The organism is Azoarcus olearius (assembly GCF_001682385.1).
GTDB lineage: Bacteria > Pseudomonadota > Gammaproteobacteria > Burkholderiales > Rhodocyclaceae > Azoarcus > Azoarcus olearius.
This window is the reverse complement of sequence record NZ_CP016210.1, coordinates 2,654,541-2,678,364: the sequence shown is the minus strand read 5'-3', so window position 1 is coordinate 2,678,364 and position 23,824 is coordinate 2,654,541. Positions and strand designations below refer to the sequence as shown.

Genomic DNA, 23,824 nt, shown 5'->3' with positions numbered 1-23,824 from the left:
TGCGGGTTCGGCGGCCGTTGCGGGGGCTGCGCTGCGGCGCAGGGGCGGTTTATCCTGCGGGGGACGGGTCGTTCGGCCCGTGCTCTACAGGAGTTCCGCCGTGCCACATGCCTCCGTGCTCGATTCCGAACTGGTGCCCGCGATACGCGCGATCACCGGCGCGGACCTTTCAGGCGCCGCCGTGCAGGCCACAGGCGGTGGGTCCATCCACCGCAGCTTCACGGTGGAGGCCGGGGGCCGGCGCTACTTTCTCAAGCTCAATGCGGCTTCGGCGTTGCCGATGTTCGAGGCGGAAACCGACGGACTTGCGGCGCTGGCGGCGTGCAACGCCTTTCGCGTACCGGCGGTGCTCGGCTGTGGCGTCGGTGGGGATCAGGCCTTCCTGCTGCTGGAGCACATCGCGCTACGTCCGCTGTCCGCCGCCGCCGAGGGCGAGCGCTTTGCCGAGGCGCTGGTGGCGCTGCATCGCGACTGCGGCGAGCACTTCGGCTGGCCGCGCGACAACTTCATCGGTGCCAGCCCGCAACTCAATGCCCAGCAGGATGGCTGGGCGCGCTTCTTCGTGCAGAACCGGCTGCAGCCGCAACTGCAGATGGCGCGCGCGAAGGGCCACGGTGGCGTGCTGGGGCGCGATGCCGACCGCGTGCTGGAGCGTGTGCCGGCGATGTTCCTCGACTACCGTCCGCGCGCCAGCCTGCTGCACGGCGACCTGTGGTCGGGCAACGCGGCGGTGGATGCGGACGGCCGTCCGGTGCTCTTCGATCCCGCGGTCTATCGCGGCGACCGCGAGGCCGACCTGGCAATGAGCGAACTCTTCGGCGGCTTTCCGTCCGCCTTCTACGCCGCCTATCGCCTGGCCTGGCCGCTGGCGGAAGGCTATGAGCAGCGCAAGACGCTGTACAACCTTTACCACGTGCTGAACCACCTCAACCTGTTCGGCCGCACCTACCTCGGTCAGGCGGAGCGGATGATCCGGGCGCTGGACTACGAACTGCGGCCCTGATCGGCCGACGTCTCCGGGGTGGCGCCGTCCCCGCGCGTCGCGCGGACCTCGGCCGCAAACGCAAGCGCGTCGGGCAGAAAGGCGAGGAAGTCGCGCTCGAAACCCGCGTAGTGCGCCAGCAATTCGGCGCCCGCGCCACCCAGCGGGTTGGGCTGGCGCATGCGGTAGATCGACATGCGGTCGAGCGCCTCGGCGACGTTGGCGACCTCTCGATAACTCGCCAGCCAGTCTTGCGCCGCCATGCGTGCGAACACCGGGGGGAAGGCGGCGGGCAGTGGCGCCGGGTGGGCCGCGATCAGGCGGTAGGTCTCGGCGGTGTAGGCCTCGAGGCGCGTTTCCAGGCCCTGTTCGGCACTCAGCGCATTCCAGTGCAGCGCGAGGAAGTGGTCGTAGAAGAGATCGACCATGATGCCGCCCACCCGGCGCCGGGCGCTGCTGATCCGCGCGCGGCTGCGCTGGAAGGCCGGATGGGTGTCGGCGAAGCTGTCGATGCGGCGGTGCAGGATCACGCCGGCGGCGAGTGCCGCGTCGATCCCCGGCGGCCGGGGCAGCAGCGGGCCCTTGACGAAGTCTCCCACCACGCCGCCGACGCGGTCGGCTGCCAGCGGCCCGGCAAGAAAGGCGTGGGCAAGGTAGTTCATCGGTACCGGCGATGTCGAAGCAGGTCTTCCGTTGTACCAGCTTCGTCAGGCCCGACCAAGGCGCTTGCGCGTTCGCCCGGTGCTTATCGCCCCGGGGCCATTGCTTGTCAGAAAGCTTCGGTTCCGCTGGTGCGCGCGCGCGGCTAGCCTCAGGGAAAAGAAATGGAGACAAGCATGGATGACGCCATCGCGGCGGTGCTCGGCCGTGCACAGGGGCGTGCGCGCGAGGGCGCCTACGGCTATTGCGGCAGCCTGACGCCGGCCGAAGCCTGGGCGGTGATGGAAGCGCGGCCGCAGGCCAAGCTGGTCGATATCCGCGCCTGGCAGGAGTGCGCGCTGGTGGGCCACGTGCCGGGCGCGTTCGAAATCGAGTTCCGCCGCTTCCCCGACTGGACGCCGGCGCCGGAGTTTGTCGCCGAGGTGTCGGCGCGGCTGGCGCGGGGCGATCTGATCCTGCTGCTGGGACGGACGACCGGCCGCGCCGACGAGGCCGGTAGGGTGCTCGCGGGCGAGGGCTTCCGCCAGGTCTACATCGTGCTTGAAGGGTTTGAGGGCGAGGCGGATGCGGAGGGCCGCCGGATCGTCAACGGCTGGCGGCAGGCCGGGCTGCCCTGGTATCAGACCTGAGCGGACGGGCGCCAGCGCGTCGGTTCCGGCGCGGGGGAACAGCGGCGTCCGGCGTCCGGCACGCCGGTGCTCCATGCGCTGCAATCCGGCAAAGAGCGTGGCGCATAGCGCTGCGCGAGGGGTTCCAGTCTCCGCTGATGTCGAACAGTTGGCCGCTGCCGCCCATGCTGGGGCACTGTTCGCGGTCCGAGCCCTCACGCCGGCCCTGCCACATACCGCGTCGTCCTGAATCTCGGGCGTACTGCGCCTTGCTGCCTCAGGCCGCTCATCCGTCAGGTGGATATCCCGGATATGCATATCTGATTTCCTTGGTTCCGCCCCTTCGAGTGTGTTCGGCAAAGTGCGGCCATCGATGTACTCACCCGGAGAATCCGTCATGCCCCCAGTCCCGACCCAGGCATTCCGCCGCTTTGTGTTCACCACCAGCGTCGCGCTGGCCGCCACCGGCGCCTTTGCCGCTCCTGCCGATGTCCTTGTCTCCACCGACTGGCTGGAGAAGAACCTCAACGATCCCAAGGTGCGTGTCATCGAGGTGAGCGTGAACCCCGGCCAGTTCGAGCGCGGCCATGTACCGGGCGCGGTGAACTTCGTCTGGCACACCGACCTCGTCGATCCGGTCCGCCGCGACATCGTCAGCAAGGACAACTTCGAGAAGCTGCTGCGCAACGCTGGCGTGTCGGCGGATTCCACCGTGGTGCTCTACGGCGACAACAACAACTGGTTCGCCGCCTGGGGCGCCTGGGTGTTCGACGTCTATGGCGTCAAGAACGTGAAGCTGCTCGACGGCGGTCGCAAGAAGTGGGAGGCGGAAAACCGCGGCCTCGCCGCGGTGGCGAAGACCCCGGCGCCGGGCAACATCAAGGTGTCGGACGCCAACCCCAAGCTGCGTGCGCGGCTGGCCGACGTGGTGGCGGCGGCCGAGAAGAAGAGCGACGTCGCGCTGGTCGACATCCGCTCGGCCGACGAATACCAGGGCAAGGTGTTCGCGCCCGCCGGTGTGCAGGAACTGTCGATCCGCGCGGGTCATGTTCCGGGCGCGGTGAATGTGCCGTGGAGCGAGGCGGTCGCCGCCGATGGCACCTTCAAGCCGGTCGAAGAACTGCGCAAGCTCTATGCCGCCAAGGGCGTCGATGGCGGCAAGCCGATCATCACCTACTGCCGCATCGGCGAACGCTCCAGCCACACCTGGTTCGCGCTTTCCAAACTGCTCGGCTACGAGGTGCGCAACTACGACGGCTCGTGGACCGAATACGGCAACACCGTCGGCGTGCCGATCACCAATGTTGCCGGCACGGTGTGGGGCGGCAAGTAAGCATGACGCGCAGCCGGCGGTGATGGGGCTCGGCCGGCCCGCCTGACCGGCCTTGTTGTCCTGCGGGGTTACGGCGGTGCCTGGGCACCGCCGTTCTTTTCTGGGACGGGTGGCGAGATGCGGGCTGGCCCGATTTGCTCCCTTCCCTTGGAGGGGGTGAGGACGGGGTTTCGGCGAGCACTGCTCGCCGCCGGCCGAACGACGGTGCCTCCCGGCACCGGCTACCGGATTGGCGCGATTTGCTCCCTCCCCTTCAAGGGGAGGGTTGGGGTGGGGATGGGGTTATCGCGGCGCTATTTCCCACCCCATCCCCCTCCTAGCCTCCCCCTTGAAGGGGGAGGAACCAGAACCACTCCCCCTTCATGCCGAGCCACTAACGCAGGAACCGCCCCCTCAACTCCGGATAACCGAATGTCCTCGCAGTCCCTTCCCCGGCCCCCCGCGCTGCTGGCCGGAACCCTCATCCTCGCCGCCGCCTTCACGCTGGCCGCCTGGTTTTCCACGCTCCCCGGCGTCGGCCGCGATCTGGCGATCTCGGCGCTCTTCGGACTTGCCTTCGGCATCGTGCTGCAGCGCACGCGCTTCTGCTTCTACTGCGTCAGCCGCGACTTTTTCGAAAGCCGCGATGCGCGTGGGCTGCTCGGCATCGTGGCGGCGCTGGCGGTCGGCACGCTTGGCTACCACGTGCTGTTCGGCGCCTTCCTGCCGCAGCCGGTGCCGGGGCGTCTGCCGCCGGGCGCGCACATCGGCCCGGTGAGCTGGGTGCTGGTCGCTGGCGCGGGGGCTTTCGGGCTGGGCATGGCGCTGTCGGGGTCGTGCATCAGCGCCCACCTGTACCGGCTGGGCGAGGGCGCGCTCGCCTCGCCGCTTGCGCTGCTCGGGGCGCTCGGCGGCTTCGTGCTCGGCTTCCTGTCGTGGAATGCGCTCTACCTCGGCACGCTTCAGTCGGCGCCGGTGCTCTGGCTGCCACATGAAGTCGGCTACGGCGGTTCCGCCGCGTTTCAGATCCTCCTGCTGGCGGTGCTCGCCGCGCTGCTGGCGTGGCGGCACCGAAGCGGCGAGGTCGTGGCGCAGCCGTGGTGGCGCCGACGCTGGGCGGCCGCCACCGGCGGCATCCTTGTCGGCTTCATCGCGGTGCTGTCCTATCTGCGCGTCGGTCCGCTCGGAGTCACGGCGGAACTCGGCAGCCTCGCCCGCACCGCAGCCGGCGCCGCGAGCTGGTTCCCCGGCCGGCTCGAAGGGCTGGACAGTTTCGCCGGCTGCGCCACCGCAGTGAAGGAGACCCTGTGGTCCGAGAACGGCGCCTTCGTCGTCGCGCTGGTGCTCGGTTCGCTGGCGGCTGCGGTGGTGGCCGGCGATTTCCGCCCGCGCCGGCCCACCGCGGGCGAGGCGCTGCGGGCGCTCGTCGGCGGCGTGCTGATGGGCTGGGGCGCGATGGTGGCGCTGGGCTGCACCGTCGGCACCTTGCTCTCCGGCGTGATGGCGGCCGCGGTGTCGGGCTGGGTGTTTGCCGCGGTGCTGTTCCCGGCGACCTGGCTGGGCTGGCGCCTGCGCCGCGGCTTCGGGTGGTAGGGAGCGGGCAGGCGCCGCCTACTTCGAATTGAACATTGCGCTCATTTCTCCCGGCGCCTGCGGGTCTATCTGGCCGTCCTTCATGCCGGGGGGCGAAATCCTGAACTCGCCGCCGATTTTCGACCGCGCGGCGCTCCACGTCTTGCCGTCGAAGCTCAGCTTGTCCTTGTAGACGTAGATGTCCTGCTTCACCCGCACTTTCAGCGTCGATTGGGCGGCTTCGGTCAGCAGCGAGCCGCCGACGCTGGCGTTGAACGGGAGGTCGGCGCCGGCGGGGTAGCGCAGCACGAATTCGCCCTGTGGCGTGGGCTGGCCGTAGGACACGACCGGCAGCGCGGCGATTTCGCCCGCCGACGGGCCGATGAGCGTGCTGCAGGCCGAAAGCGTGAAGGCGGCGCAGAGGGCGAGCATGGATGTCTTCATGAATACTCCTGGGTAACGTGAGAGGGGAAGCAGCAAGGATCAGGCGGGATCAGGCAGGACGGCGGGCGCGCGCTTTTCCGCCGCCGGGGCGGTGCTGCGGCCGACCAGCCGCCAGTAGCCCACGGCTTGCAGCACGCCGAGCAGCAGCTCGATTGCGGCGAAGGCCCATACCACCGGCGTGACGTGGTGCACCAGCAGGTAGTACATCTGCCAGCAGAAGAAGAGCGCGCGGGCGTAGGCGTCGAACAGGCCGAAGACGGGGTCGGGCCGCCAGATGCGCAGCGCCGACCACACCAGCACCACCGAGCCGAGCAGGTTGACGAACAAGGCGTGGGTCGGCTCGAACGCCGGCATCGGCGCGATCCGGTTGAATAGCTGGAAGAGCAGCGGGTAGGTCCACGGCGTCGCGAAGGCGGCGGTGGCCAGCACGTCGTAGATGCCGCTGGCGCGCACCAGCTGCCGGTAGCGGGATTCGGTCATGTTCCGGTTCCCAGTTGGAAGGAGGTGCGGGAGGCGGCCGGCAGCGCGGGCAGGCAGCCGAGCGACATCAGCGTGGTTCTCAGCGCCTCGTCCAGCCCCGTGTGCGGTTCGTGGCCGAGCGTGCGGACCAGCTTGCTGTTGTCCAGCCGCAGCGCTTCGGTCCAGAGGTAGCGCATCTCCAGCATTTCCCGCACGAAGCGGGAGAAGGGCGCGGCGGCGTGGAGAAGCGGCCAGGGAAGGCGCCGTACCGGCAGGTCCGGGTTGCCGACTACGCGTCGGATCGCCTGCGACAGCCCGTGGCCGCTGAGCCAGTGCCCCTCGAAGTGGAACACCGCGAGACGGGGCAGCGAGGGTTCGATCGCCGCCAGGCGGGCCAGCGTTTCCGCGAGGTCGGGCAGATACGCCCAGGCGTGGCCGACATCCAGCCGGCCAGGGTAGGTGAGCGCCCGCAGTGCCGCGCCCGGCTTCACCATCGCGCCGAACCAGGAGCTGTCGGCGTGGGGGCCGAAGAAATCGCCCGCGCGCAGGATCAGCGACCGGACGTTGTAGCGGGATGCGTCCGCCAGGCGTTCCTCCATCTCTACCCGCACCGCGCCCTTGCGGGTGCGCGGATGCTGCGCGGAAATCTCGTCGATCACCGTGCCGGCGTCCGGTCCGTAGTTGTAGATGTTGCCGGGAAAGACGAGCCGCGCGCCGCTGTCGGAGGCCGCCTCGATCGACGCATCCAGCATGGGGAGGGCGAGTTCGCGCCAACGCTGGTAGCGCGGCGGATTGACCGCATGGACGATGATGGACGCGCCGCGTGCCGCATGACGCACGTCCTCCGGGCGCATTGCGTCACCCACCACCCACTCGACCAGACAGGCCATGCCAGGGTGTGCGGCGGCGCGGGCGGGGTCGCGGTGCAGGGCGCGGACCTGCCAGCCGTGGGCGAGCAAGGCCTTGATGGTGGCGAGGCCGAGCGAGCCGGTACCGCCGAGCACCAAGGCCATACGCGGATGAATACCTTGAGGCATCCTGATTTCTCGAGTGATTAAGGGACGCCGGCGAGCATATTGAGCGCGGGCTTACAATCCCAGACTCATCCTCACATGGCAGATATACGAAAACGTATGACGAAGGCCGATCCGAGTTGGGAGCTGTATCGCTCTTTCCTGGCGGTGATGCGCAGTGGCAGCCTGTCCGCCGCGGCGCGCGAGCTGTCGACCACCCAGCCGACCATCGGCCGTCACGTCGAGGCGCTGGAACAGGCGCTCGGCACCACGCTGTTCGTGCGCACGCCCAGCGGCCTGACGCCGAACGCGATCGCCAGCGGGCTGGTGCCGCATGCGGAGAACATGGAGATGGCCGCGGCCGCGCTGGTGCGTCTGGCCAGCGGCGGTGCGGACGATGTCGGCGGCGCGGTGCGTCTGGCCGCCAGCCATATCGTCGGCACCGAGTTGCTGCCCGACATCCTCACCGGCTTCCATCAGGCGCATCCGCGCATCGCCATCGAACTGGTGCTGAGCAGTGCCGCCAGCGACTTGCTGCGGGGCGAGGCCGACATCGCGGTGCGGATGTTCCGCCCGGTGCAGGATGCGCTGGTGGCGCGGCGGGTCGGCACCGGCCGCATCGGGCTTTTCGCCCACCGCCGCTACATCGAGCGCTACGGCCTGCCCGCGTCGCTGGCCGAACTGGAGCGCCACACGGTCATCGGCTTCGACCGCGACATGGCGTGGACGCGCGCCACCGCGTCCCTGAACGTCGAGATCACCCGCGAGATGTTCTCGTTGCGCTGCGATTCGGAGGTCGCCCAGCTCGCGGCGCTGCGTGCCGGCTTCGGTATCGGCGCCTGTCACGTCCATGTCGCGCGGCGGGATGCGGCGCTGGTGCAGGTGCTGACCGAGCACCTTCGTTTCGACATGGAGGTGTGGGTGACGATGCACCGCGACCTGCGCGGCGTGCGCCGGGTGGCGCTGATGTTCGAATACCTGGCCGCGGCGCTGGAGCGGCTCTACGCGCCGGGTTGATAGCGCGGCCCAAAAAAAATGCCCCGCGGGTGCGGGGCATTTCCTCCTTGGGCGACCGCTTTCGACGCGGCCTTAGAACTCCGGCGCGCCGAACCCGCCCGGGCCGCCGTGCGGCAGGCCAGCGGTGGCCGGCTTGTCGTCCGCCTGTTCGGCCACCAGCGCGTCGGTGGTGAGGATCAGCGCCGCGACCGAGGCGGCGTTCTGCAGTGCGGAGCGGGTGACCTTGGCGGGGTCCAGCACGCCCTGTTCCACCAGATCGCCGTACTGGCCGTTGGCGGCGTTGTAGCCGAAGTTGCCGCTGCCTTCGAGCACGCGGGCCACCACCACCGAGGCCTCGTCGCCGGCGTTGGCGACGATCTGGCGCAGCGGCTCTTCCACCGCGCGCAGCACGATCTTGATGCCGGCGTCCTGCTCGTGGTTGTCGCCCTTCAGGTCCTTGATCGCGGCACGGGCGCGCAGCAGGGCGACGCCGCCGCCGGGCACGATGCCTTCTTCCACCGCGGCGCGGGTGGCATGCAGCGCATCCTCGACGCGCGCCTTCTTCTCCTTCAGCTCCACTTCGGTGGCCGCGCCCACCTTGATGACGGCGACGCCGCCAGCCAGCTTGGCCTTGCGTTCCTGCAGCTTCTCGCGGTCGTAGTCGGAAGTGGCGGCGCCGATCAGGGCGTCGATGGAGGACACGCGCGCCTTGATCGCCTCGACACTGCCGGCGCCGTCGATCAGCGTGGTGTTCTCCTTTTGCACCTCGACGCGCTTGGCCTGGCCGAGGTCGGCCAGCGTGGCCTTTTCCAGGCTGAGGCCGACTTCCTCGGCGATCACCTGGCCGCCGGTGAGGATGGCGATGTCTTCCAGGATGGCCTTGCGGCGGTCGCCGAAGCCCGGCGCCTTCACCGCCACCACCTTGAGGATGCCGCGGATGGTGTTCACCACCAGGGTGGCGAGCGCTTCGCCGTCGACATCCTCGGCGACGACCAGCAGCGGGCGGCCGGCCTTGGCGACCTGCTCCAGCACCGGCAGCAGCTCGCGGATGTTGGAGATCTTCTTGTCGAACAGCAGGATGAAGGGGTTGTCGAGTTCGGCGACCTGCTTGTCCGGGTTGTTGATGAAGTAGGGCGACAGGTAGCCGCGGTCGAACTGCAGACCCTCGACCACGTCGAGTTCGTTATTCAGCGACTTGCCGTCCTCGACGGTGATGACGCCTTCCTTGCCCACCTTGTCGATGGCCTTGGCGATGATGTCGCCGATGTCGGCGTCCGAATTGGCGGAAATGGCGCCGACCTGGGCGATTTCCTTGCTGGTGGTGGTCGGCTTGGAGAGGGCCTTCAGCTCGTCGACGATGGCGGCCACCGCCTTGTCGATACCGCGCTTGAGGTCGGCCGGGTTGAAGCCGGCGGCGACGAACTTGAAGCCTTCGCGCACGATGGCCTGGGCCAGCACGGTGGCGGTGGTGGTGCCGTCACCGGCGTTGTCGGAGGTCTTGGAGGCGACTTCCTTCACCAGCTGCGCGCCGATGTTCTCGAACTTGTCCTTCAGCTCGATTTCCTTGGCGACCGAGACGCCGTCCTTGGTCACGGTGGGCGCGCCGAAGGAGCGCTCCAGCACCACGTTGCGGCCCTTGGGGCCGAGGGTCACCTTGACGGCGTTGGCGAGGATGTTGACGCCTTGCACGACCTTGGCGCGGGCGTCGTCACCGAAAAGCACTTGTTTGGCGGCCATGTATTGCTCCGTTGGCTGTGTGTTGGATGAGTTGAAGCGGCGGGGGCGGCGGCTTATTCGATGACGCCGAAAATGTCTTCTTCGCGCACGACGAGCACTTCTTCGCCGTCGATCTTCACCGCCTGGCCGGCGTACTTGCCGAACAGCACGCGATCGCCGGCCTTGAGCTGCGGCGCGCGCAGTTCGCCGTTGTCGAGGATCTTGCCGCGGCCGACGGCGATGACCTCGCCCTGGTCGGGCTTCTCGCCCGCGGAATCGGGAATGACGATGCCGCTGGCGGTGGTGCGTTCGGCTTCGAGGCGTTTGACGATGACGCGGTCGTGCAGGGGGCGGATAGCCATGGAAGTCTCCTGAAATGTCGATGACAGGGAGGGCGGCGCCCTCGTCGTCGTTGGCACTCTCTGCCGGTGAGTGCCAACGACGACGGGGCGGATCATGGCGCGGCCGGCGGCCGCGGCGTAGCGAATTATTTCGATTTGCGTAGATGCGTTTTTGATATCGCGCGCGGCGCCCGAAGGCGCTGTTGGCGGGCAAGCAGCGCGGCCCGCTGAACTGTTGCGCAGGCAGCAGACGGGCCCGCCCCGGCCTCCGGCGCAATGCCGGGAAAGAACGCCGGAGTCGGCAAATTAATCCTTTTGTTCAATGTCTTGGCGCTTCCGTCCCGTTACGGGCGGGCGATTCCCCCGGGGTGGTACGGCCCCTGCTAAAGGGCTGGCGGCGCGCCGTCCGGCGGTATGCGGTGCCGATCCGCGCGTCAGCTTCCCGCCTCGTCACGGGCACGCTAAACACGAGACCCTCTATGCATAAAGAAAGAACCATCGCGGCACTTTGCCTGTTGCTGTCGCCGCTGGCATTTGCCCAGCAGGCAGCCGATGCCAGCAAGCCGCTGCCGCCGGCGAGCTTCTTCGTCACCAGCGTCGGCACCGGCAAGGGCGCGGACTTCGGCGGCCTCGCCGGGGCGGATGCGCACTGCCAGAAACTGGCCGCCACCACCAGCGGCGCCGGCAAGACCTGGCGCGCCTACCTCAGCACCCAGGCCGCCAACGGCCAGCCGGCGATCAACGCGCGCGACCGCATCGGCAGCGGCCCCTGGCACAACGTCAAGGGCCAGGAGATCGCCAAGGATGTCGCTCACCTGCACGGCGATTCCCTCGAATCCGCGCGCCTGGGCAACAACCTCAGCCGCCGCACCGCGCTGACCGAGAAAGGCGACTTCGTGAAGGGCTCGGGTGATACGCCCAACGAGCACGACATCGTCACCGGCTCCCAGCCCGACGGCCGCGCCTTTGCCGACGCCGCCGACCGTACCTGCCGCAACTACACCAGTTCCGCCGAGGACGGCGCCGTCCAGGTCGGGCATTTCGACCGCACCGGCGGCGGCAACGTGTCGTGGAACTCCGCCCATGCCAGCCGCGGCTGTGGCCACGACAACCTGGTCAAGACCGGCGGCGCCGGGCTGCTGTACTGCTTCGCGGTCAATTGAGCGCGTTCGCCGCACCCGTTTTCATTCTTTCATCGCAGCACAACTGGAAAGCACCATGACCATCGATCACTTCCGTCGCAGTCTCATCGCCCTGGCGCTCGGCGCCGCCCTGGCCGGCAACGCGCTGGCCGAAACCACGCTGCTCAACGTCTCCTACGACCCCACGCGCGAGCTTTACCAGGAGTACAACACCGCCTTCGCCAAGTACTGGAAGGCCAAGGCCGGCGAAGATGTCGTCGTCAAGCAGTCGCACGGCGGCTCCGGCAAGCAGGCCCGCGCCGTCATCGACGGCCTGGACGCCGACGTGGTGACGCTGGCGCTGGCCGGTGATATCGACGCCATCACCGACAACGGCGGCGCGGTCGCGGCCGGCTGGCAGAAGAAGCTGCCGCTCAATGCCTCGCCCTACACCTCCACCATCGTGCTGCTGGTGCGCAAGGGCAACCCCAAGGGCATCAAGGACTGGAACGACCTGGTGAAGCCGGGTGTGGAAGTCGTGACCCCGAACCCCAAGACCTCCGGCGGCGCGCGCTGGAACTACCTGGCCGCGTGGGGCTACGCACTGAAGCAACCGGGCGGCACCGACGCCCGCGCGCGCGAGTTCGTCAAGAACATCTACGCCAACGTCAAGGTGCTGGATTCCGGCGCCCGCGGCTCCACCGTCACCTTCGTGGAACGCGGCATCGGCGACGTGCTGATCGCGTGGGAGAACGAAGCCTATCTGGCGCTGAAGGAATTCGGCGCGGACAAGTTCGAGATCATCACCCCGTCCATCTCCATCCTGGCCGAACCGCCGGTGGCGGTGGTCGACAAGGTGGTCGACAAGCGCGGCACCCGCAAGGTCGCTACCGAATACCTCAACTACCTGTATTCGAACGAAGGCCAGGAAATCGCCGCGAAGAACTACTACCGTCCGACCGACGCCAAGGTGGCGGCCAAGTACGCCAAGCAGTTCGGCAACCTGAACCTGTTCAAGATCGACGAGGTGTTCGGCGGCTGGGGCAAGGTGCAGAAGGCCCACTTCGACGACGGCGGCATCTTCGACCAGATCGCGACGATCAAGTAAGCCAGTCGAGCATTTCTCTGCAAGGGACGGCGGCGGGTCGGAAAGGACCGCCGCCGTTTTTCATTTCCTTTCAAAAAAAGCGGGCGACGGGTCAATCACGCCATTAAACCCGCGCAATACGGATCGGTTCGATCGCAGGTCGTCGCCGCACGGCGACAGTTTCGTTGCATTCCTGGTACGCCCAATCTGCATGATTGCCAGCGAGCATAAGCGGCGCGTAGCATCGGTCATCCAGAATGGAAGACCGTGGCGATGAACAGCTCGCAAACCGATTCGCTCCTGAAGGCGGAACTCCAGCAAGGGCGGGCCCTGCTTGCCAGTGTTGCGGCCACCACGGATGTGATGTTGGTGTACCTCGATCCCAGCTTCAATTTCGTTTGGGTGAATGAGGCTTACGCGCGCACTTGCCGGATGTCGCCAGGCGATATGGTCGGCAAGAACCATTTCGCGCTTTACCCGCATGCTGAAAATGAGGCGATCTTCCGGCAGGTCAGGGATAGCGGAAATCCGGTTTTCTACAAGGACAAGCCTTTCGAGTTTGCCGACCAGCAGGACCGCGGGACCACATACTGGGATTGGAGCCTTGCCGCCGACAAGGACAGCGACGGACGCGTCGTCGGCCTCGTATTCAGTCTGCGTGAAACCACCGGCTTTGTTCGGGCACGGCAGACCGTGCGGGAAACCGAAAACCTGCTGGCCACCTTCATTGAAAGCGTGCCCGCGGGCATCGCGATGTTCGACCGGGAGATGCGTTATCTCGCTGTCAGCCGCCGTTTTCTGCGGGACTACCATATCGACGACAAGGACGTCATCGGCCGTTGTCATTACGAGGTGTTTCCCGATGTGCCCGAACGCTGGAAAGCAATTCATCGCCGTTGCCTGGCAGGTGAAACGCTTCGCTGCGACGAGGATCAATTCGTCCGCCGCAACGGTGAAATCAATTGGGAGCGCTGGGAGGTTCGCCCGTGGTTTACCGGCGCGGGTACGATTGGCGGCATCATCCTGTTCTCCGAAAACGTCACCGACCGCAAGCGCCAGGAGAACGGCCTGAAGGCCGCGATGGAGGAGGCGGAGCGGGCAAATAATGCCAAGTCGCGCTTTCTCGCCGCGGCAAGCCACGATTTGCGGCAGCCCTTGTCGGCCTTGTCGCTTTATGTGGGCACCCTGGAGAGAAAACTTCCGGCGTCCGAACGCGCGCTCGCTTCGGGCATCGGGGATTGCGTCACCCACCTGAGTGAATTGCTGTCGAATCTGCTTGATCTCTCCAAGCTCGAAGCGGGCGTCATCAAGCCGAGCGTCTGTGATTTCGAGGTGGACGCCGTGCTGTTGCGCATTGCGTTGTCTTATGAGCCGGAGGCGCGGGAGAAAGGCCTGGGTTTGCGCTACACCGGTTCCGCTTGGGTCGCCCGCACCGACCCCGTGCTTATTCAACGCATCGTCACCAATCTGGTCGCCAATGCGGTGCGCTACACGGAGCACGGCCGCATCCTGATTGGCGTCCGGCGGCGAAGCGGAAAGCACTGGGTCGAGGTGTGGGATACCGGCATCGGAATTCCCGCGGACAAGACGACCGAGATATTCGAGGAGTTCAGGCAACTGGGAAATGCCGAGCGCAACAGGACCAAGGGCTCGGGGATCGGCCTGACCATTGCGGCAAAGACGGCGAAATTGCTCGGGCTGCAGTTGCAAGTCCGTTCCCGGCCAGGTCGCGGTTCGGTTTTCGCGCTCGAATTGCCATTGGGCGAGCGGGTGGACGCCCACCCCGTCGAACCGCCCCCGATTCACCAGAAGCGGCGTATTGCAATCGTCGAGGACAATACCGAGGTGGCCGCGGCGCTGGCTTATGCGCTGACCGAACTGGGTCATCAGGTGATATCCGCAGCCTCGCGGTACGAGGTCGTGACCCGGCTCAACGGCACTGCGCCGGAAATCATCCTTGCGGACTATCGGCTGGGCGGAGAAGATGACGGCGTCGGTGTCATTCGCGCGGTGCGATCTGCGTTCGGAAACGACGTGCCCGCGCTGATCATTACCGGAGACACGGATCCGGTGGTCGTTCGCCGCATGGCGGATCACGGCATCAGCGTTCTGCACAAGCCGCTGGACCTCGACGCCCTGCAGGACCGGATTGCGGCGCTGATTGAAGAGCGCGCTGTGTCTTCGCCCCACCGGACGGCGGAGGGTGCCGGATAGACCGGGACCTGGTGGCGTTGGGGAAAAACGGCCGCTCAAAACACAGCAGGCGGGGCGTTTGAAGCCGCCTTCGATGTCGCCTCCGTCCTATCGCCGCGTCCACTCGAACCGCATCATGACGCCTGATTGATTTCACCCAGGCCGTCATGAACAAGATCGTCTTCCAGGGCCGCTGGTCCCACCGACTCCGCAGTCTCGCCACCGCAGGGGCGGTTGCCGCGCGGGTCGCCACCCGCCGGCTGCTTGGGCGGCGGCGGGTCGAATCGTGGTCCTTCCTGTTCGAGTACGGCACGCTCTACATCCGGGCCCAGTTCAACCACGCGTTTCGCCTCAAGGCGGACATTTCGGTGAGCCGGGCGTATTTCGACAGCTTCTATTCGGTGTTCGACACCTACCCCGATGTCGAAGTGCGCGCCAGCGGCGCGGGCGAACCACGCGGGCACTGGTTCATTCCCGCCGTCCGGCACAGCGACGCAACCCTGCTGCACTTTCACGGCGGCGGTTACACCTTCCATGCCGGCGTATCCCGTCACTTCGCCCGCATCCTGGCGCACAGCCTCGGCGTTGTGGTGTTCGCGCCGGATTACCGGCTGACGCCGGAACACCCGCATCCCGCCCAACTGGAAGACGGCCTCGCCGCCTATCGCTACCTGCTGGGGCGCGGCGTGGCGCCGCGGCGCCTCGTGCTGTGCGGGGATTCGGCGGGCGGGCATCTGGCGTTGATGACGCTGTCGCATCTCGCCCGCGCGGGCCTGCCCACACCCTTGCTGACACTCGGCATCAGCCCCTGGACGGACATCGGCCGGCGCGGCGCCAGCCAGTTCGGCAACGATCCCTACGACCTGGTGCAGGGCTACATGACGCTGCAGTTCGCGGAGTGGCTGAAAGGCGGACAGGACGTGAGCGACGCCGAACTGTCGCCCATCCATCAGGACTACCGCGGTCTCGGCCCGATCTACCTGCAAGCGGGCGGGCGCGAGATCCTGGTCGACATGATCCGCGACTTCGCCGCCACCGTGGCGGAGCAGGGCGGCCCGGTGCGGCTGGACGTGTGGCCGGACATGAACCACGAATTCCACGGTTACGGCGACCAACTGGCGGAAAGCCGGGCCGCGCTGGACCGCTTGCGCGCGGCGATCGCCTGGGCCGCGCAGCCCACCCGGCCTTTCGCAGCCGACGCGCTGACGGAATGCGACACGCTGTCGCTCGCCACGCGCGACGCGCGGCGCCCGCCGCGTCACGGCACGGGTGGTCGCGAGCAGGAAGCCGGGGGGCGCGGTGTCGCCGCGCGGCCGGCTAGCTCCGTACCGAACTCCTGAACGCCGCCGACAGCGCGGACAGCGCTTCGTGTGGGCGGCCGTCCTTTACGCGGGTGTGGAGCAGAACGGGCAGGCGGGGTAGGTCCGGCAGCCCCAGCTTTGCGCCGACATTGACCGCATCCGGCGGCAGCATGCGGGGGGCCAGCGCGGCAATGCCCAGCCCCGCCATCACCGCCGCCGACACCGCGGTGACGCCGCCGCCGACGAAGATCTCCGTCCAGCTGAGGCCCGCCGCATCCAGCCGTTGCGCGGCCAGCGAACGGACGCCGCAGGGCTCCGCCATCGTCGCGATCGGCAGCGGTTCGTCCGACCGGTGCTGCCATCCGGGCGCGGCAAACCAGCCGAGTTGTTCTTCGGCGACCACCTCGCCGTCGTCGCGTCCGGCATGGAAGCGCACGATGACGGTGTCGAGTTCGCGGCGGTCGAAGCGTTGCAGCAGTTCGGCCGACGAGCCGATGCGGATCTCGATGACCAGCTCCGGGTCCAGCGCGTTCATGCGCGCGATCAGCGCAGGCAGTTCCGGCCCCGCCACATGGTCGCTGATGCCGATTGCGAGCCGCTGGCGCTGCCGCGAGAACACGCCCGCGGCGCGTTCGTGGGCTTCCAGCAGCCGTCGCGCCGGCGCCAGAAACGCCGCGCCGGAAGCGGAAATCTCGACATACCGCGGCGTGCGCTCCACCAGCCGGCAGCCCAGCCTTTCCTCCAGCCGCTTCAGTTTCATGCTGATCGCGGCCTGCGTCGTTCCCATGGCTTCGGCGGCGCGGGTAAAGCTGCCGAGTTCGACCACGCGAACGAAGGCATCGACGGCGTCCAGGTCCAGCGGCGGGAGTGACATCAGAATCCGTTATTACTGAAATGTCGGTAAATATCAGACTCTGATACTAGCATGGCCTTTCCCGTCATTTCAGAAAGGAAACGCACATGCCGCTTACCCATATCTCGATGCGCCAGGGCAAGTCGGAGGCCTATCGCCAGGCCATTTTCGACAGCCTGTGCCGGGCGCTGCACGAAACCTTCGGCGTGCCCGAAGACAACCAGTTCATGACCATCCACGAGCATGCGCCCGGCAACTTCCGCTACGGCCCGAGCTATCTCGGCATCCAGCGCAGCGACGATCTGCTGTTCATCCAGATCACCGCCAACAACACCCGGACGATCGAGCAGAAGCAGGCCTTGTACCGGCGCATCCAGGGGCTGCTGAGTGAAAGTCCCGGCGTGCGGCCGGAGGACGTATTCATCAACCTCGTCGAGGTGGAGAAGGAGAACTGGTCGCTGGGCAACGGCATGGCGCAATACGCCTGAGGCGACTCCACCCGCCCGACGGGCAGAAGCAAGGTCGGGCGGCGTGCGGCGGCCGGCACCCACAACGCCCGCCGCCTTTCCCGACCCGGACATTCGGCGCTATCTTGCTGGCATTCAATCAGACCGTTGCCATGCTCCTCACCGAAGAAGACTTCATCTTTGCTCCGCCCGCGGAACTGGGTGACTGCGTGCAGCACGGCATGGTGAAAACCCTGCCGGGTGGCGGCTATCTGCTGCCGGCCGCGATGCATCCGATCTTTCTGGTGATCCTGCGCGGCGAGATCCGGGTCGACCACCCTGAAGGTGCGCGCTGCATGGCGACGATCTGCCTGTGTGGCGGAACGCGCCGCATGCTGCCGGCCTGGGCGGCGCCGGGCACGCGCATCCTGACGCTGGCGGTGCAACCGGGCCAGCTTCGCCGGCTGGTGGATTTCCCGGCGCTGACGATCATCGATGACTGGCTTGCGTTCGACTGTTTCCTGGGCGGCCAGGAGCGCGGCGAAGCAGCGCGGTGCGAGGCGGCATTGGCGGAAAGCACCGACGCCGCGCGCCAGACGGCCGCATTCCTTGCGCTGCTGTCGGCCTTACGCCGGCGCCGGCGAGAGAGCGAGGGAGATCTCGTGCTGCCCGCGGCGCATCTCGGCCTGGCGCCCAAGGTATTGGCGGCACGGTTCGGCCTGAGCCTGCGCCAGTTCGAACGTCGGTTCCTCGCCAGCTACGGGCAATCGCTGCGCAGCCTGCGCCAGCAGTTGCGCTGCAGCCAGGTGCTGGCCGCACTCGTTTCCGGTCAGCCGAAGGCGCACTCGCTGGCGGACCTCGCCGCGCGCTTCGGCTATTTCGATCAATCCCACCTCAACCGCGATCTGGTCCGCTACACCGGCTATTCCCCCGGCCAACTGCTGGCCGGCATCGCCGGGGACGATCCGGCCTTCTGGCCGTACCGGATTTCGCCGCTGGAAATGGTCCGGCTGTTCGGTCCCGCCGGGTACTGAGGCTGTCGTTTCGATACAAGACCCTCCACGCGCGCAGTTCCTAGACTGGCCCGGTCTTCCACACCGGTATCGCGCCATGCCCAGCCCCCATTCTTCCGTTTGCCCGTCGCGTCCATGAGCGCGCCGGACCTCCAGCATCTCACCGCCGCGCAGGCGGTCCGCGATCTGCGCGCGGGGCGCTATTCGGCCGAGCAACTGGTGCTCGCCTGTCAGGCGCGCATCGACCGCTTCAACCCGACGCTGAACGCGCTGGTGACGCTCAACCGCGAGGGTGCGCTGGCCGCCGCGCGCGAGGCGGACCGGCATCTCGCCCACGGGGGCCCGGCGCTGGCGCTGCTCGGCGTGCCGGTTTCCATCAAGGACGCCTTTGCCACCCGGGACATGCTCTCCACCGCCAGCCATCGGCCGCTGGCCGCGTACCGGCCGGGAGGCGATGCCACGGTGGTTGCGCGCTGGCGCGAGGCCGGCGCGGTGTTGATGGGCAAGAGCAATCTGCCGGAGCTGGCGGGCGCGCCGAACTGCTGGAGCCCGCTGTTCGGCCTCACGCGCAATCCGTGGAACCCGGCGCTCACGCCGGGCGGCAGTTCCGGCGGCGCCGCGGTGGCCGTGGCCGCGGGATTCTCGCTGCTCGACATCGGCAGCGACATCGCCGGCTCGATCCGCATCCCCGCCGCCTACTGCGGCATCGCGGGGCTGAAGGCCACCGAGAACCGCATCCCGCGCACCGGCCACATCCCGCACCTGCCGCCGGAATTCGGCGGACCGGGCCGCAGCGTCTGGCACATGCTGGCGTTTGGCGTGCTGGCGCGCAGCGTGGAGGACCTGCAGCTGGGCTACGGCCTGCTCGCCGGGCCGGACGGGGTGGATTGCACCGTGCCGCCCTTTCTCCCGGAACCGCCATCGCTGCCGACGACGGCCAGGGCGGTCGCGCCGATGCGCATCGCCTTGTGGGACGACTTCGCCGGCATGCCGCTGTGTCCCCGCATCCGGCGCGGTCTGCAGAACATGGCGGGCAAGCTGCGGGCCGCCGGGCACGAAGTCGTCCGCTGCGCGCCGGCGGATTTCGACGTGGGCGCCGCGTGGCACGCCTTCGGCCTGATCGGCGGGGCGGAAATCGGACTCGGCATGCCGGGCTGGCAGCGCTTGCTCTTCCTGGCACTGCGACCGCTGCTGCCGCGCGACCACGTCATCACCCGGGCGGTGGCCGCCGGCATGCGCTTCGATCTGCGCCGTTATAACCAGGCGCTGAACCAGCGCGAAGGTCTGATCCGGTCGCTGGAACGCTTTGTGGGCGAGTGGGATGCGGTCATCTGCCCGGTGGCGCCGACGGGCCCTTATCCCGGCGAGCCGATGCCGCCCACCCGAAAGCCCCCGCGGCTGAAGGTGGGCGAGGCCACACCGCCCTATCTGGAAGCCACCATTGCCATGACCGCGCCGTTCTCGCTGACCGGCAGCCCGGTGTTGAGCCTGCCGGCGGGCATCGAGGACGGTTTGCCGGTCGGGGTGCAGGTGATCGGCAAGCGCTGGCAGGAACACGCACTGCTGGAAACCGGCCGCCGGCTGGAAAACGCCCTCGGCGGATTCGTGCCGCCCCCGCTCGCGGCTTGAGCCGGGCGGGGGCGTGGCGGCGGACGCGCCCGCCCGGCGCTACAGCACCTGGCGCAGGCCTTCCACGCCCACTGGCGCCTCGGCCAGCCAGGGCAGCAGTGCGAAGCGCGCGGCGAGGTCCTGGCTGACCCGGCGGATGAACGGAAGCTCGTGGTGGGCGCGCTGCGCCAGCAGGGGATGGTGCGTGCCGCTGGCGAGCAGGGACTGGTTGACCACCCAGCCGTAGGGCGTGATGCCCGCGCGGGCAAGGTCGGCCTGCAGGCGCTCGGCCTCATGCACCGGCGTGGCTTCGGGCAGGGTGACGATCAGCACGTGGGTGAATGCCGGGTCGCGCAGGCGCGGCAGCAACTGGCGCACCGCCTCCGGCATCTCGCCCTGGGTGCGGCTCACCTCGCGGTGGTAGGCCTCGGCGGCATCGAGCAGCAGGATGGTGTGGCCGGTGGGCGCGGTGTCGAGCACCACGAAGCCGTCCTTGCCCTGGTCCACCGTGCGCGCGAAGGCGCGGAACACCGCGATCTCCTCGGTGCAGGGCGAGCGCAGGTCTTCCTCGAGCATCGCCCGCGCGGCGGCATCCAGCCCCTGGCCGGCGCGCGCCATCACCTCGGCGCTGTAGTCGGCAACCTCGCGCGCGGGGTCGATGCGGGCAAGGCTGAGGCCGGGCACCGCCTCGGCCAGCGTGGTGGACAGGTGGGCGGCGGGGTCGGTGGTGGAGAGCGTGACCTTGTGGCCGCGCTGCGCCAGGGCCAGCGCGATGGCGGCCGCCGCGGTGGTTTTGCCGACGCCGCCTTTGCCCATCGTCATCACCACGCCGTGGCCGCTGCGGGCGATGTCATCGACCATCGCGCCCAGGCCGAGCGCGACCTGCGGCAGCGCGGCCGGCTCGGCGGTGGTGGGCGCCGCCATGCGCTCCGGCTGCGCCATCACCCGCAGCGCGTCCAGGCCCACCGTGCCCGCGGGCAGGAAGGGGATGGTGGTGGCGGGCAGCTCGCGCAGCGCGGCCGGCATCGCGGCGAGCGCCTTGGCGCCGCGCTGCGACATCGCGGCGGCGATCGCGTCGTCGGTGTCCGTATCGGCGAACAGGCCGTTGATCGCCAGCACCTGGTTGCGGATGCCCAGTTCCGCCAGCTCGCCGCGGGTGCGCTCGGCCTCGCGCAGCGCGGCGGTTTCGGCGCGGCTCACCAGGATCACGGTGGTGGCCTGCGGGTCGGCGAGGCGTTCCACGGTGGCGGCATAGAGCGCCTTCTGCTGTTGCAGCCCGGCCAGCGGACCGAGGCAGGAGGCGCCGCCGGTGGACGACGAGATGAACTCGCTCCACGCGCTCGGCAGCGTCAGCAGGCGCAGCGTGTGGCCCGTGGGCGCGGTGTCGAAGATCACATGGTCGAAACCGGCGGTGGCGGCGGGCTCGCCGAGCAGCTTGGAGAACTCGTCGAAGGCGGCGATCTCCACGGTGCAGGCGCCGGAGAACTGTTCTTCCATGCTCTGGATCGCCGCCGCTGGCAGGATGCCGCGGTAGGGCCCGACCATGCGCTCGCGGTAGGCCGCGGCAGCCGCTTCAGGGTCGATGTTGAGCGCGTACAGCCCGGGCGCGCCAGCGATGGCGGTGGGCGTCTGGCCGAGCGCGGTGCCGAGCACCTCGTCCAGGTTGGAGGCCGGGTCGGTGCTGACGATCAGCACGCGCCGGCCGGCCTCGGCGAGCGCGAGGCCGGTGGCGCACGAAAGCGAGGTCTTGCCGACCCCGCCCTTGCCGGTGAAGAACAGGTAACGGGTGCTGGCGCGCGGCAGTGTCATCGCGGCGCTCCGCTCAGCAACAGCCGGACTTGGGATCGCAGCAGGCGCTGCCGATCTTGATGTGCGGCTTTTCCTCGCGGGTGAGCGTGATGCCGAGCTTCTGCGCGAGTTGCAGGCGCGACGGGTACATGCCGGTGCTGACGACATGGCCGTCCACCACCAGCACCGGCAGGCGGTCCATGCCGGCCTCCATCTCCTTCAGCACAGCGGGGTTCGCGGCGAAGGCCTGCGGTTCCTGGCCGAGGTTGTGGCGCTGCACGGCGATGCCGTGTTCCTCCACCCACTTCAGGTCGGCGGCAAACTGCACCAGCACCGGATCGACATCCACCCCGCACACGCCGGTGGAACAGCACATCGCGGGATCGAACACTTCGAGCTTTTTCATGCTTGTCTCCTGGATCAGCGGGCTTCGTACCAGCCCTTGGATGCATTGACGACGCGGACCACCAGCAGCATCACCGGCACCTCGATCAGCACGCCGACCACGGTGGCGAGCGCGGCGCCGGATTCGAAACCGAACAGGCTGATGGCCGCGGCCACCGCGAGTTCGAAGAAGTTGGAGGCGCCGATCAGGGCCGAAGGGCAGGCCACATTGTGCTGCTCGCCGACCTTGCGGTTGAGCCAGTAGGCGAGCGCCGAATTGAACAGCACCTGAATCAGGATAGGCACGGCGAGCAGCGCAATCACCAGCGGCTGGCGCAGGATCGCTTCGCCCTGGAAGGCGAACAGCAGCACCAGCGTGAGCAGCAGCGCCGCGATCGACCACGGCCCGATCTTTTCCATCGCCGCGTCGAAGGCCGCCTGGCCGCGCGCGAGCAGGCGGCGGCGCCACAGTTGCGCGAGCACCACCGGAATCACGATGTAGAGCACCACCGAGGTCAGCAGCGTGTCCCACGGCACGCTGATCGCCGAGATGCCGAGCAGCAGCCCCACCAGCGGCGCGAACGCGAACACCATGATGGTGTCGTTGAGCGCCACCTGCGACAGCGTGAACAACGGGTGGCCGTTGGTCAGCCGGCTCCACACGAACACCATCGCGGTGCAGGGCGCGGCAGCGAGCAGGATGAGGCCGGCGATGTAGCTGTCGAGCTGGTCGGCCGGCAGCATGGGGGCGAACAGCTGGCGGATGAACAACCAGCCGAGGAAGGCCATCGAGAAGGGCTTGACCAGCCAATTGACGAACAGCGTGACGCCGATGCCGCGCACATGGGCGCGTACCTCGTGCAGCGCGCCGAAATCCACCTTGACCAGCATCGGGATGATCATCACCCAGATCAGCAGGCCCACCGGCAGATTCACCTGCGCCACTTCCATCCGCCCGACAGCCTGGAACAGGCCGGGCAGCCACTGCCCGAGGGCGATGCCGGCGACGATGCAGAGGAAGACCCACACGGTGAGATAACGCTCGAACACGCTCATCGGCGCCGGAACAGGCGCGGGGGCGGTCATTTCGTACTGGGACATGGCGGCTTCCTACAGACCGAGCGCGGCGCGCACCGCGGGCACCAGGCGGGCGCGGATGTCGTCGCGTACCGCGACGAAGCTCTCCAGCGGTTCGCCGTGCGGATCGTGGAAGGGCTGGTGGATGCGCGGCACCGGACGCGGAAACACCGGGCAGCTTTCCTTGGCGTTGTCGCACACGGTAACGACGAGGTCGATCGGCTGGTTCAGCACCGCATCGACGTCCTTGGGGAACAGGCCCGCGGTAGGCAGGCCGGCGAGCTTCAGCGCCTCGATCGCGCCGTCGGCCACCTTGGGCTGGGGCACGGTGCCGGCGGAAAGCGCGTGCACGCGGCCGGCGAGGTCGTGGTTGAGGATGGCCTCGGCCATCTGCGAACGGCAGGAGTTCCCGGTGCACAGCACGAGAACGGTCTTGAGCGGGGTCATGCGGAATCCTTGTCGGTGGCGGCGCGGCGCTTGGCCGTGGTGTCGCAGCCGGTGGTCTTCGGCAGGCAGGCCGAGCCCTGGCAGCAGTTGCGGGTGAGGAAGGCGATCAGTTCGTCCATGATGTCGAAGCGGGCCGAGTAGTGGATGAAGCGGCTCTCGCGCTCGCCGACGATGAGGCCGACGCGACTGAGGTGGGCGAGGTGGAAGGACAGCGTGGCCGGCGCCAGGCTCAGGTGTTCGCCAATCGCGCTGGCGTTGAGCCCCGCAGGCCCGGCTTCCACCAGCAGGCGGAAGATCGAGAGGCGGGTCTCGTGGCCGAGCGCGGCGAGGAGTTCGGCGGCGTTCAGGGTTTCCATGATTCGAATATTATCGAACTGTTGGCGGGATGCCCAGCACGATGTGA

At 68.1% G+C, this 23,824-nt stretch carries 24 protein-coding genes; 12 read left to right on the top strand and 12 right to left on the bottom strand.

The features are described from left to right. Positions 1 to 100 precede the first annotated feature (100 nt). Positions 101 to 1,003 (top strand): fructosamine kinase family protein, encoded by a 903-nt coding sequence (locus tag dqs_RS12330; RefSeq protein WP_065340657.1) that lies wholly within the window; start codon positions 101 to 103, stop codon positions 1,001 to 1,003. Here the strand turns inward: dqs_RS12330 and dqs_RS12325 are convergent. Beyond that, on the bottom strand, positions 985 to 1,644 hold the full coding sequence (locus dqs_RS12325; protein WP_065340656.1) for an acyl carrier protein phosphodiesterase: 660 nt from the start codon (positions 1,642 to 1,644) through the stop codon (positions 985 to 987). The two genes, dqs_RS12330 and dqs_RS12325, sit on opposite strands and share 19 nt — an antisense overlap. 174 nt (positions 1,645 to 1,818) lie before the next feature. Here dqs_RS12325 and dqs_RS12320 point away from each other — a divergent pair, with 174 nt between their 5' ends. From dqs_RS12320 to dqs_RS12310, 3 genes are all read left to right on the top strand, one after another. Beyond that, entirely contained in the window at positions 1,819 to 2,271 is a 453-nt protein-coding gene (locus tag dqs_RS12320; RefSeq protein WP_011766108.1) for a rhodanese-like domain-containing protein, read from the top strand. A 376-nt stretch (positions 2,272 to 2,647) separates the two neighbouring features. After that, positions 2,648 to 3,583: a sulfurtransferase gene (locus tag dqs_RS12315; protein WP_221405609.1), complete on the top strand. Its 936-nt coding sequence runs from the start codon at positions 2,648 to 2,650 to the stop codon at positions 3,581 to 3,583. A 411-nt stretch (positions 3,584 to 3,994) separates the two neighbouring features. Continuing rightward, on the top strand, positions 3,995 to 5,155 hold the full coding sequence (locus tag dqs_RS12310; protein ID WP_065340654.1) for a YeeE/YedE family protein: 1,161 nt from the start codon (positions 3,995 to 3,997) through the stop codon (positions 5,153 to 5,155). 18 nt (positions 5,156 to 5,173) lie between these two features. Here dqs_RS12310 and dqs_RS12305 read toward each other — a convergent pair whose 3' ends face one another. From dqs_RS12305 to dqs_RS12295, 3 genes are read right to left on the bottom strand one after another with little or no spacing between them, the layout of a single operon-like run. Beyond that, the gene (locus dqs_RS12305) at positions 5,174 to 5,578 is read right to left on the bottom strand and encodes a hypothetical protein (protein ID WP_065340653.1); all 405 of its coding nucleotides are present in this window, start codon (positions 5,576 to 5,578) and stop codon (positions 5,174 to 5,176) included. A 39-nt stretch (positions 5,579 to 5,617) separates the two neighbouring features. Further along, complete coding sequence (locus tag dqs_RS12300; protein ID WP_065340652.1) at positions 5,618 to 6,058, bottom strand: hypothetical protein; 441 nt, start codon at positions 6,056 to 6,058, stop codon at positions 5,618 to 5,620. Continuing rightward, positions 6,055 to 7,074: an NAD(P)H-binding protein gene (locus dqs_RS12295; protein WP_065340651.1), complete on the bottom strand. Its 1,020-nt coding sequence runs from the start codon at positions 7,072 to 7,074 to the stop codon at positions 6,055 to 6,057. Before dqs_RS12295 ends, dqs_RS12300 begins: the two co-directional genes overlap by 4 nt. Before the next feature lie 96 nt (positions 7,075 to 7,170). Here dqs_RS12295 and dqs_RS12290 point away from each other — a divergent pair, with 96 nt between their 5' ends. Continuing rightward, entirely contained in the window at positions 7,171 to 8,067 is an 897-nt protein-coding gene (locus dqs_RS12290; protein WP_065340650.1) for a LysR family transcriptional regulator, read from the top strand. Between the two features lie 72 nt (positions 8,068 to 8,139). Here dqs_RS12290 and groL read toward each other — a convergent pair whose 3' ends face one another. Continuing rightward, positions 8,140 to 9,783 (bottom strand): chaperonin GroEL, encoded by a 1,644-nt coding sequence (gene groL, locus dqs_RS12285; RefSeq protein WP_065340649.1) that lies wholly within the window; start codon positions 9,781 to 9,783, stop codon positions 8,140 to 8,142. Between the two features lie 53 nt (positions 9,784 to 9,836). Next, on the bottom strand, positions 9,837 to 10,124 hold the full coding sequence (locus dqs_RS12280; protein WP_065340648.1) for a co-chaperone GroES: 288 nt from the start codon (positions 10,122 to 10,124) through the stop codon (positions 9,837 to 9,839). A gap of 458 nt (positions 10,125 to 10,582) precedes the next feature. Here dqs_RS12280 and dqs_RS12275 point away from each other — a divergent pair, with 458 nt between their 5' ends. The 4 genes from dqs_RS12275 (at position 10,583) to dqs_RS12260 (ending at position 15,844) form a co-directional block, all read left to right on the top strand. Beyond that, the gene (locus dqs_RS12275) at positions 10,583 to 11,266 is read left to right on the top strand and encodes a hypothetical protein (protein WP_011766095.1); all 684 of its coding nucleotides are present in this window, start codon (positions 10,583 to 10,585) and stop codon (positions 11,264 to 11,266) included. Positions 11,267 to 11,321: 55 nt separating this feature from the next. Beyond that, positions 11,322 to 12,332 (top strand): sulfate ABC transporter substrate-binding protein, encoded by a 1,011-nt coding sequence (locus dqs_RS12270; RefSeq protein WP_065340647.1) that lies wholly within the window; start codon positions 11,322 to 11,324, stop codon positions 12,330 to 12,332. Positions 12,333 to 12,584: 252 nt separating this feature from the next. Beyond that, positions 12,585 to 14,525: a hybrid sensor histidine kinase/response regulator gene (locus tag dqs_RS12265; RefSeq protein WP_065340646.1), complete on the top strand. Its 1,941-nt coding sequence runs from the start codon at positions 12,585 to 12,587 to the stop codon at positions 14,523 to 14,525. Positions 14,526 to 14,671: 146 nt separating this feature from the next. After that, complete coding sequence (locus dqs_RS12260; RefSeq protein WP_065340645.1) at positions 14,672 to 15,844, top strand: alpha/beta hydrolase; 1,173 nt, start codon at positions 14,672 to 14,674, stop codon at positions 15,842 to 15,844. On the opposite strand, the gene dqs_RS12255 is transcribed toward dqs_RS12260, so the two are convergent. Then, the gene (locus dqs_RS12255) at positions 15,822 to 16,679 is read right to left on the bottom strand and encodes a LysR family transcriptional regulator (protein WP_065340644.1); all 858 of its coding nucleotides are present in this window, start codon (positions 16,677 to 16,679) and stop codon (positions 15,822 to 15,824) included. The two genes, dqs_RS12260 and dqs_RS12255, sit on opposite strands and share 23 nt — an antisense overlap. 86 nt (positions 16,680 to 16,765) lie before the next feature. On the opposite strand from dqs_RS12255, the gene dqs_RS12250 reads away from it, so the two are divergent. The 3 genes from dqs_RS12250 to dqs_RS12240 all read left to right on the top strand — a co-directional run bounded on the left by dqs_RS12250 (position 16,766) and on the right by dqs_RS12240 (position 19,746). Then, positions 16,766 to 17,146, top strand: coding sequence for a tautomerase family protein (locus tag dqs_RS12250; protein ID WP_065340643.1), 381 nt, complete (start codon positions 16,766 to 16,768; stop codon positions 17,144 to 17,146). Positions 17,147 to 17,277: 131 nt separating this feature from the next. Next, positions 17,278 to 18,138: a helix-turn-helix domain-containing protein gene (locus dqs_RS12245; protein ID WP_157108185.1), complete on the top strand. Its 861-nt coding sequence runs from the start codon at positions 17,278 to 17,280 to the stop codon at positions 18,136 to 18,138. A gap of 114 nt (positions 18,139 to 18,252) precedes the next feature. Beyond that, on the top strand, positions 18,253 to 19,746 hold the full coding sequence (locus dqs_RS12240) for an amidase (protein ID WP_065340641.1): 1,494 nt from the start codon (positions 18,253 to 18,255) through the stop codon (positions 19,744 to 19,746). A 39-nt stretch (positions 19,747 to 19,785) separates the two neighbouring features. Here the strand turns inward: dqs_RS12240 and arsA are convergent, their stop codons facing one another. The 5 genes from arsA to dqs_RS12215 are packed head-to-tail and all read right to left on the bottom strand — an operon-like array spanning position 19,786 to position 23,777. Beyond that, positions 19,786 to 21,534: an arsenical pump-driving ATPase gene (gene arsA / locus dqs_RS12235; protein WP_065340640.1), complete on the bottom strand. Its 1,749-nt coding sequence runs from the start codon at positions 21,532 to 21,534 to the stop codon at positions 19,786 to 19,788. A gap of 13 nt (positions 21,535 to 21,547) precedes the next feature. Beyond that, on the bottom strand, positions 21,548 to 21,919 hold the full coding sequence (gene arsD / locus dqs_RS12230) for an arsenite efflux transporter metallochaperone ArsD (protein ID WP_065340639.1): 372 nt from the start codon (positions 21,917 to 21,919) through the stop codon (positions 21,548 to 21,550). Positions 21,920 to 21,933: 14 nt separating this feature from the next. After that, positions 21,934 to 22,998 (bottom strand): ACR3 family arsenite efflux transporter, encoded by a 1,065-nt coding sequence (gene arsB, locus dqs_RS12225; protein ID WP_011766085.1) that lies wholly within the window; start codon positions 22,996 to 22,998, stop codon positions 21,934 to 21,936. Positions 22,999 to 23,007: 9 nt separating this feature from the next. Next, entirely contained in the window at positions 23,008 to 23,421 is a 414-nt protein-coding gene (locus dqs_RS12220) for an arsenate reductase ArsC (RefSeq protein ID WP_011766084.1), read from the bottom strand. Continuing rightward, positions 23,418 to 23,777 (bottom strand): ArsR/SmtB family transcription factor, encoded by a 360-nt coding sequence (locus dqs_RS12215; protein WP_065340638.1) that lies wholly within the window; start codon positions 23,775 to 23,777, stop codon positions 23,418 to 23,420. The genes dqs_RS12220 and dqs_RS12215 overlap by 4 nt, the downstream gene beginning before the upstream one ends. Positions 23,778 to 23,824 lie beyond the last annotated feature (47 nt).

What these genes read in the sequence shown, in the direction of transcription:
- dqs_RS12265 (WP_065340646.1), top strand. Translation starts at nt 12,585, where the DNA reads ATGAACAGCTCGCAAACCGATTCGCTCCTGAAGGCGGAACTCCAGCAA.
- dqs_RS12215 (WP_065340638.1), bottom strand. Translation starts at nt 23,777, where the DNA reads ATGGAAACCCTGAACGCCGCCGAACTCCTCGCCGCGCTCGGCCACGAG.
- dqs_RS12250 (WP_065340643.1), top strand. Translation starts at nt 16,766, where the DNA reads ATGCCGCTTACCCATATCTCGATGCGCCAGGGCAAGTCGGAGGCCTAT.
- dqs_RS12255 (WP_065340644.1), bottom strand. Translation starts at nt 16,679, where the DNA reads ATGTCACTCCCGCCGCTGGACCTGGACGCCGTCGATGCCTTCGTTCGC.
- arsD (WP_065340639.1), bottom strand. Translation starts at nt 21,919, where the DNA reads ATGAAAAAGCTCGAAGTGTTCGATCCCGCGATGTGCTGTTCCACCGGC.
- dqs_RS12245 (WP_157108185.1), top strand. Translation starts at nt 17,278, where the DNA reads ATGCTCCTCACCGAAGAAGACTTCATCTTTGCTCCGCCCGCGGAACTG.
- dqs_RS12270 (WP_065340647.1), top strand. Translation starts at nt 11,322, where the DNA reads ATGACCATCGATCACTTCCGTCGCAGTCTCATCGCCCTGGCGCTCGGC.
- dqs_RS12325 (WP_065340656.1), bottom strand. Translation starts at nt 1,644, where the DNA reads ATGAACTACCTTGCCCACGCCTTTCTTGCCGGGCCGCTGGCAGCCGAC.
- arsB (WP_011766085.1), bottom strand. Translation starts at nt 22,998, where the DNA reads ATGTCCCAGTACGAAATGACCGCCCCCGCGCCTGTTCCGGCGCCGATG.
- dqs_RS12295 (WP_065340651.1), bottom strand. Translation starts at nt 7,074, where the DNA reads ATGCCTCAAGGTATTCATCCGCGTATGGCCTTGGTGCTCGGCGGTACC.
- dqs_RS12260 (WP_065340645.1), top strand. Translation starts at nt 14,672, where the DNA reads ATGAACAAGATCGTCTTCCAGGGCCGCTGGTCCCACCGACTCCGCAGT.
- dqs_RS12320 (WP_011766108.1), top strand. Translation starts at nt 1,819, where the DNA reads ATGGATGACGCCATCGCGGCGGTGCTCGGCCGTGCACAGGGGCGTGCG.
- dqs_RS12220 (WP_011766084.1), bottom strand. Translation starts at nt 23,421, where the DNA reads ATGACCCCGCTCAAGACCGTTCTCGTGCTGTGCACCGGGAACTCCTGC.
- dqs_RS12240 (WP_065340641.1), top strand. Translation starts at nt 18,253, where the DNA reads ATGAGCGCGCCGGACCTCCAGCATCTCACCGCCGCGCAGGCGGTCCGC.
- arsA (WP_065340640.1), bottom strand. Translation starts at nt 21,534, where the DNA reads ATGACACTGCCGCGCGCCAGCACCCGTTACCTGTTCTTCACCGGCAAG.
- dqs_RS12290 (WP_065340650.1), top strand. Translation starts at nt 7,171, where the DNA reads ATGACGAAGGCCGATCCGAGTTGGGAGCTGTATCGCTCTTTCCTGGCG.
- dqs_RS12275 (WP_011766095.1), top strand. Translation starts at nt 10,583, where the DNA reads ATGCATAAAGAAAGAACCATCGCGGCACTTTGCCTGTTGCTGTCGCCG.
- groL (WP_065340649.1), bottom strand. Translation starts at nt 9,783, where the DNA reads ATGGCCGCCAAACAAGTGCTTTTCGGTGACGACGCCCGCGCCAAGGTC.
- dqs_RS12305 (WP_065340653.1), bottom strand. Translation starts at nt 5,578, where the DNA reads ATGAAGACATCCATGCTCGCCCTCTGCGCCGCCTTCACGCTTTCGGCC.
- dqs_RS12315 (WP_221405609.1), top strand. Translation starts at nt 2,648, where the DNA reads ATGCCCCCAGTCCCGACCCAGGCATTCCGCCGCTTTGTGTTCACCACC.
- dqs_RS12300 (WP_065340652.1), bottom strand. Translation starts at nt 6,058, where the DNA reads ATGACCGAATCCCGCTACCGGCAGCTGGTGCGCGCCAGCGGCATCTAC.
- dqs_RS12280 (WP_065340648.1), bottom strand. Translation starts at nt 10,124, where the DNA reads ATGGCTATCCGCCCCCTGCACGACCGCGTCATCGTCAAACGCCTCGAA.
- dqs_RS12310 (WP_065340654.1), top strand. Translation starts at nt 3,995, where the DNA reads ATGTCCTCGCAGTCCCTTCCCCGGCCCCCCGCGCTGCTGGCCGGAACC.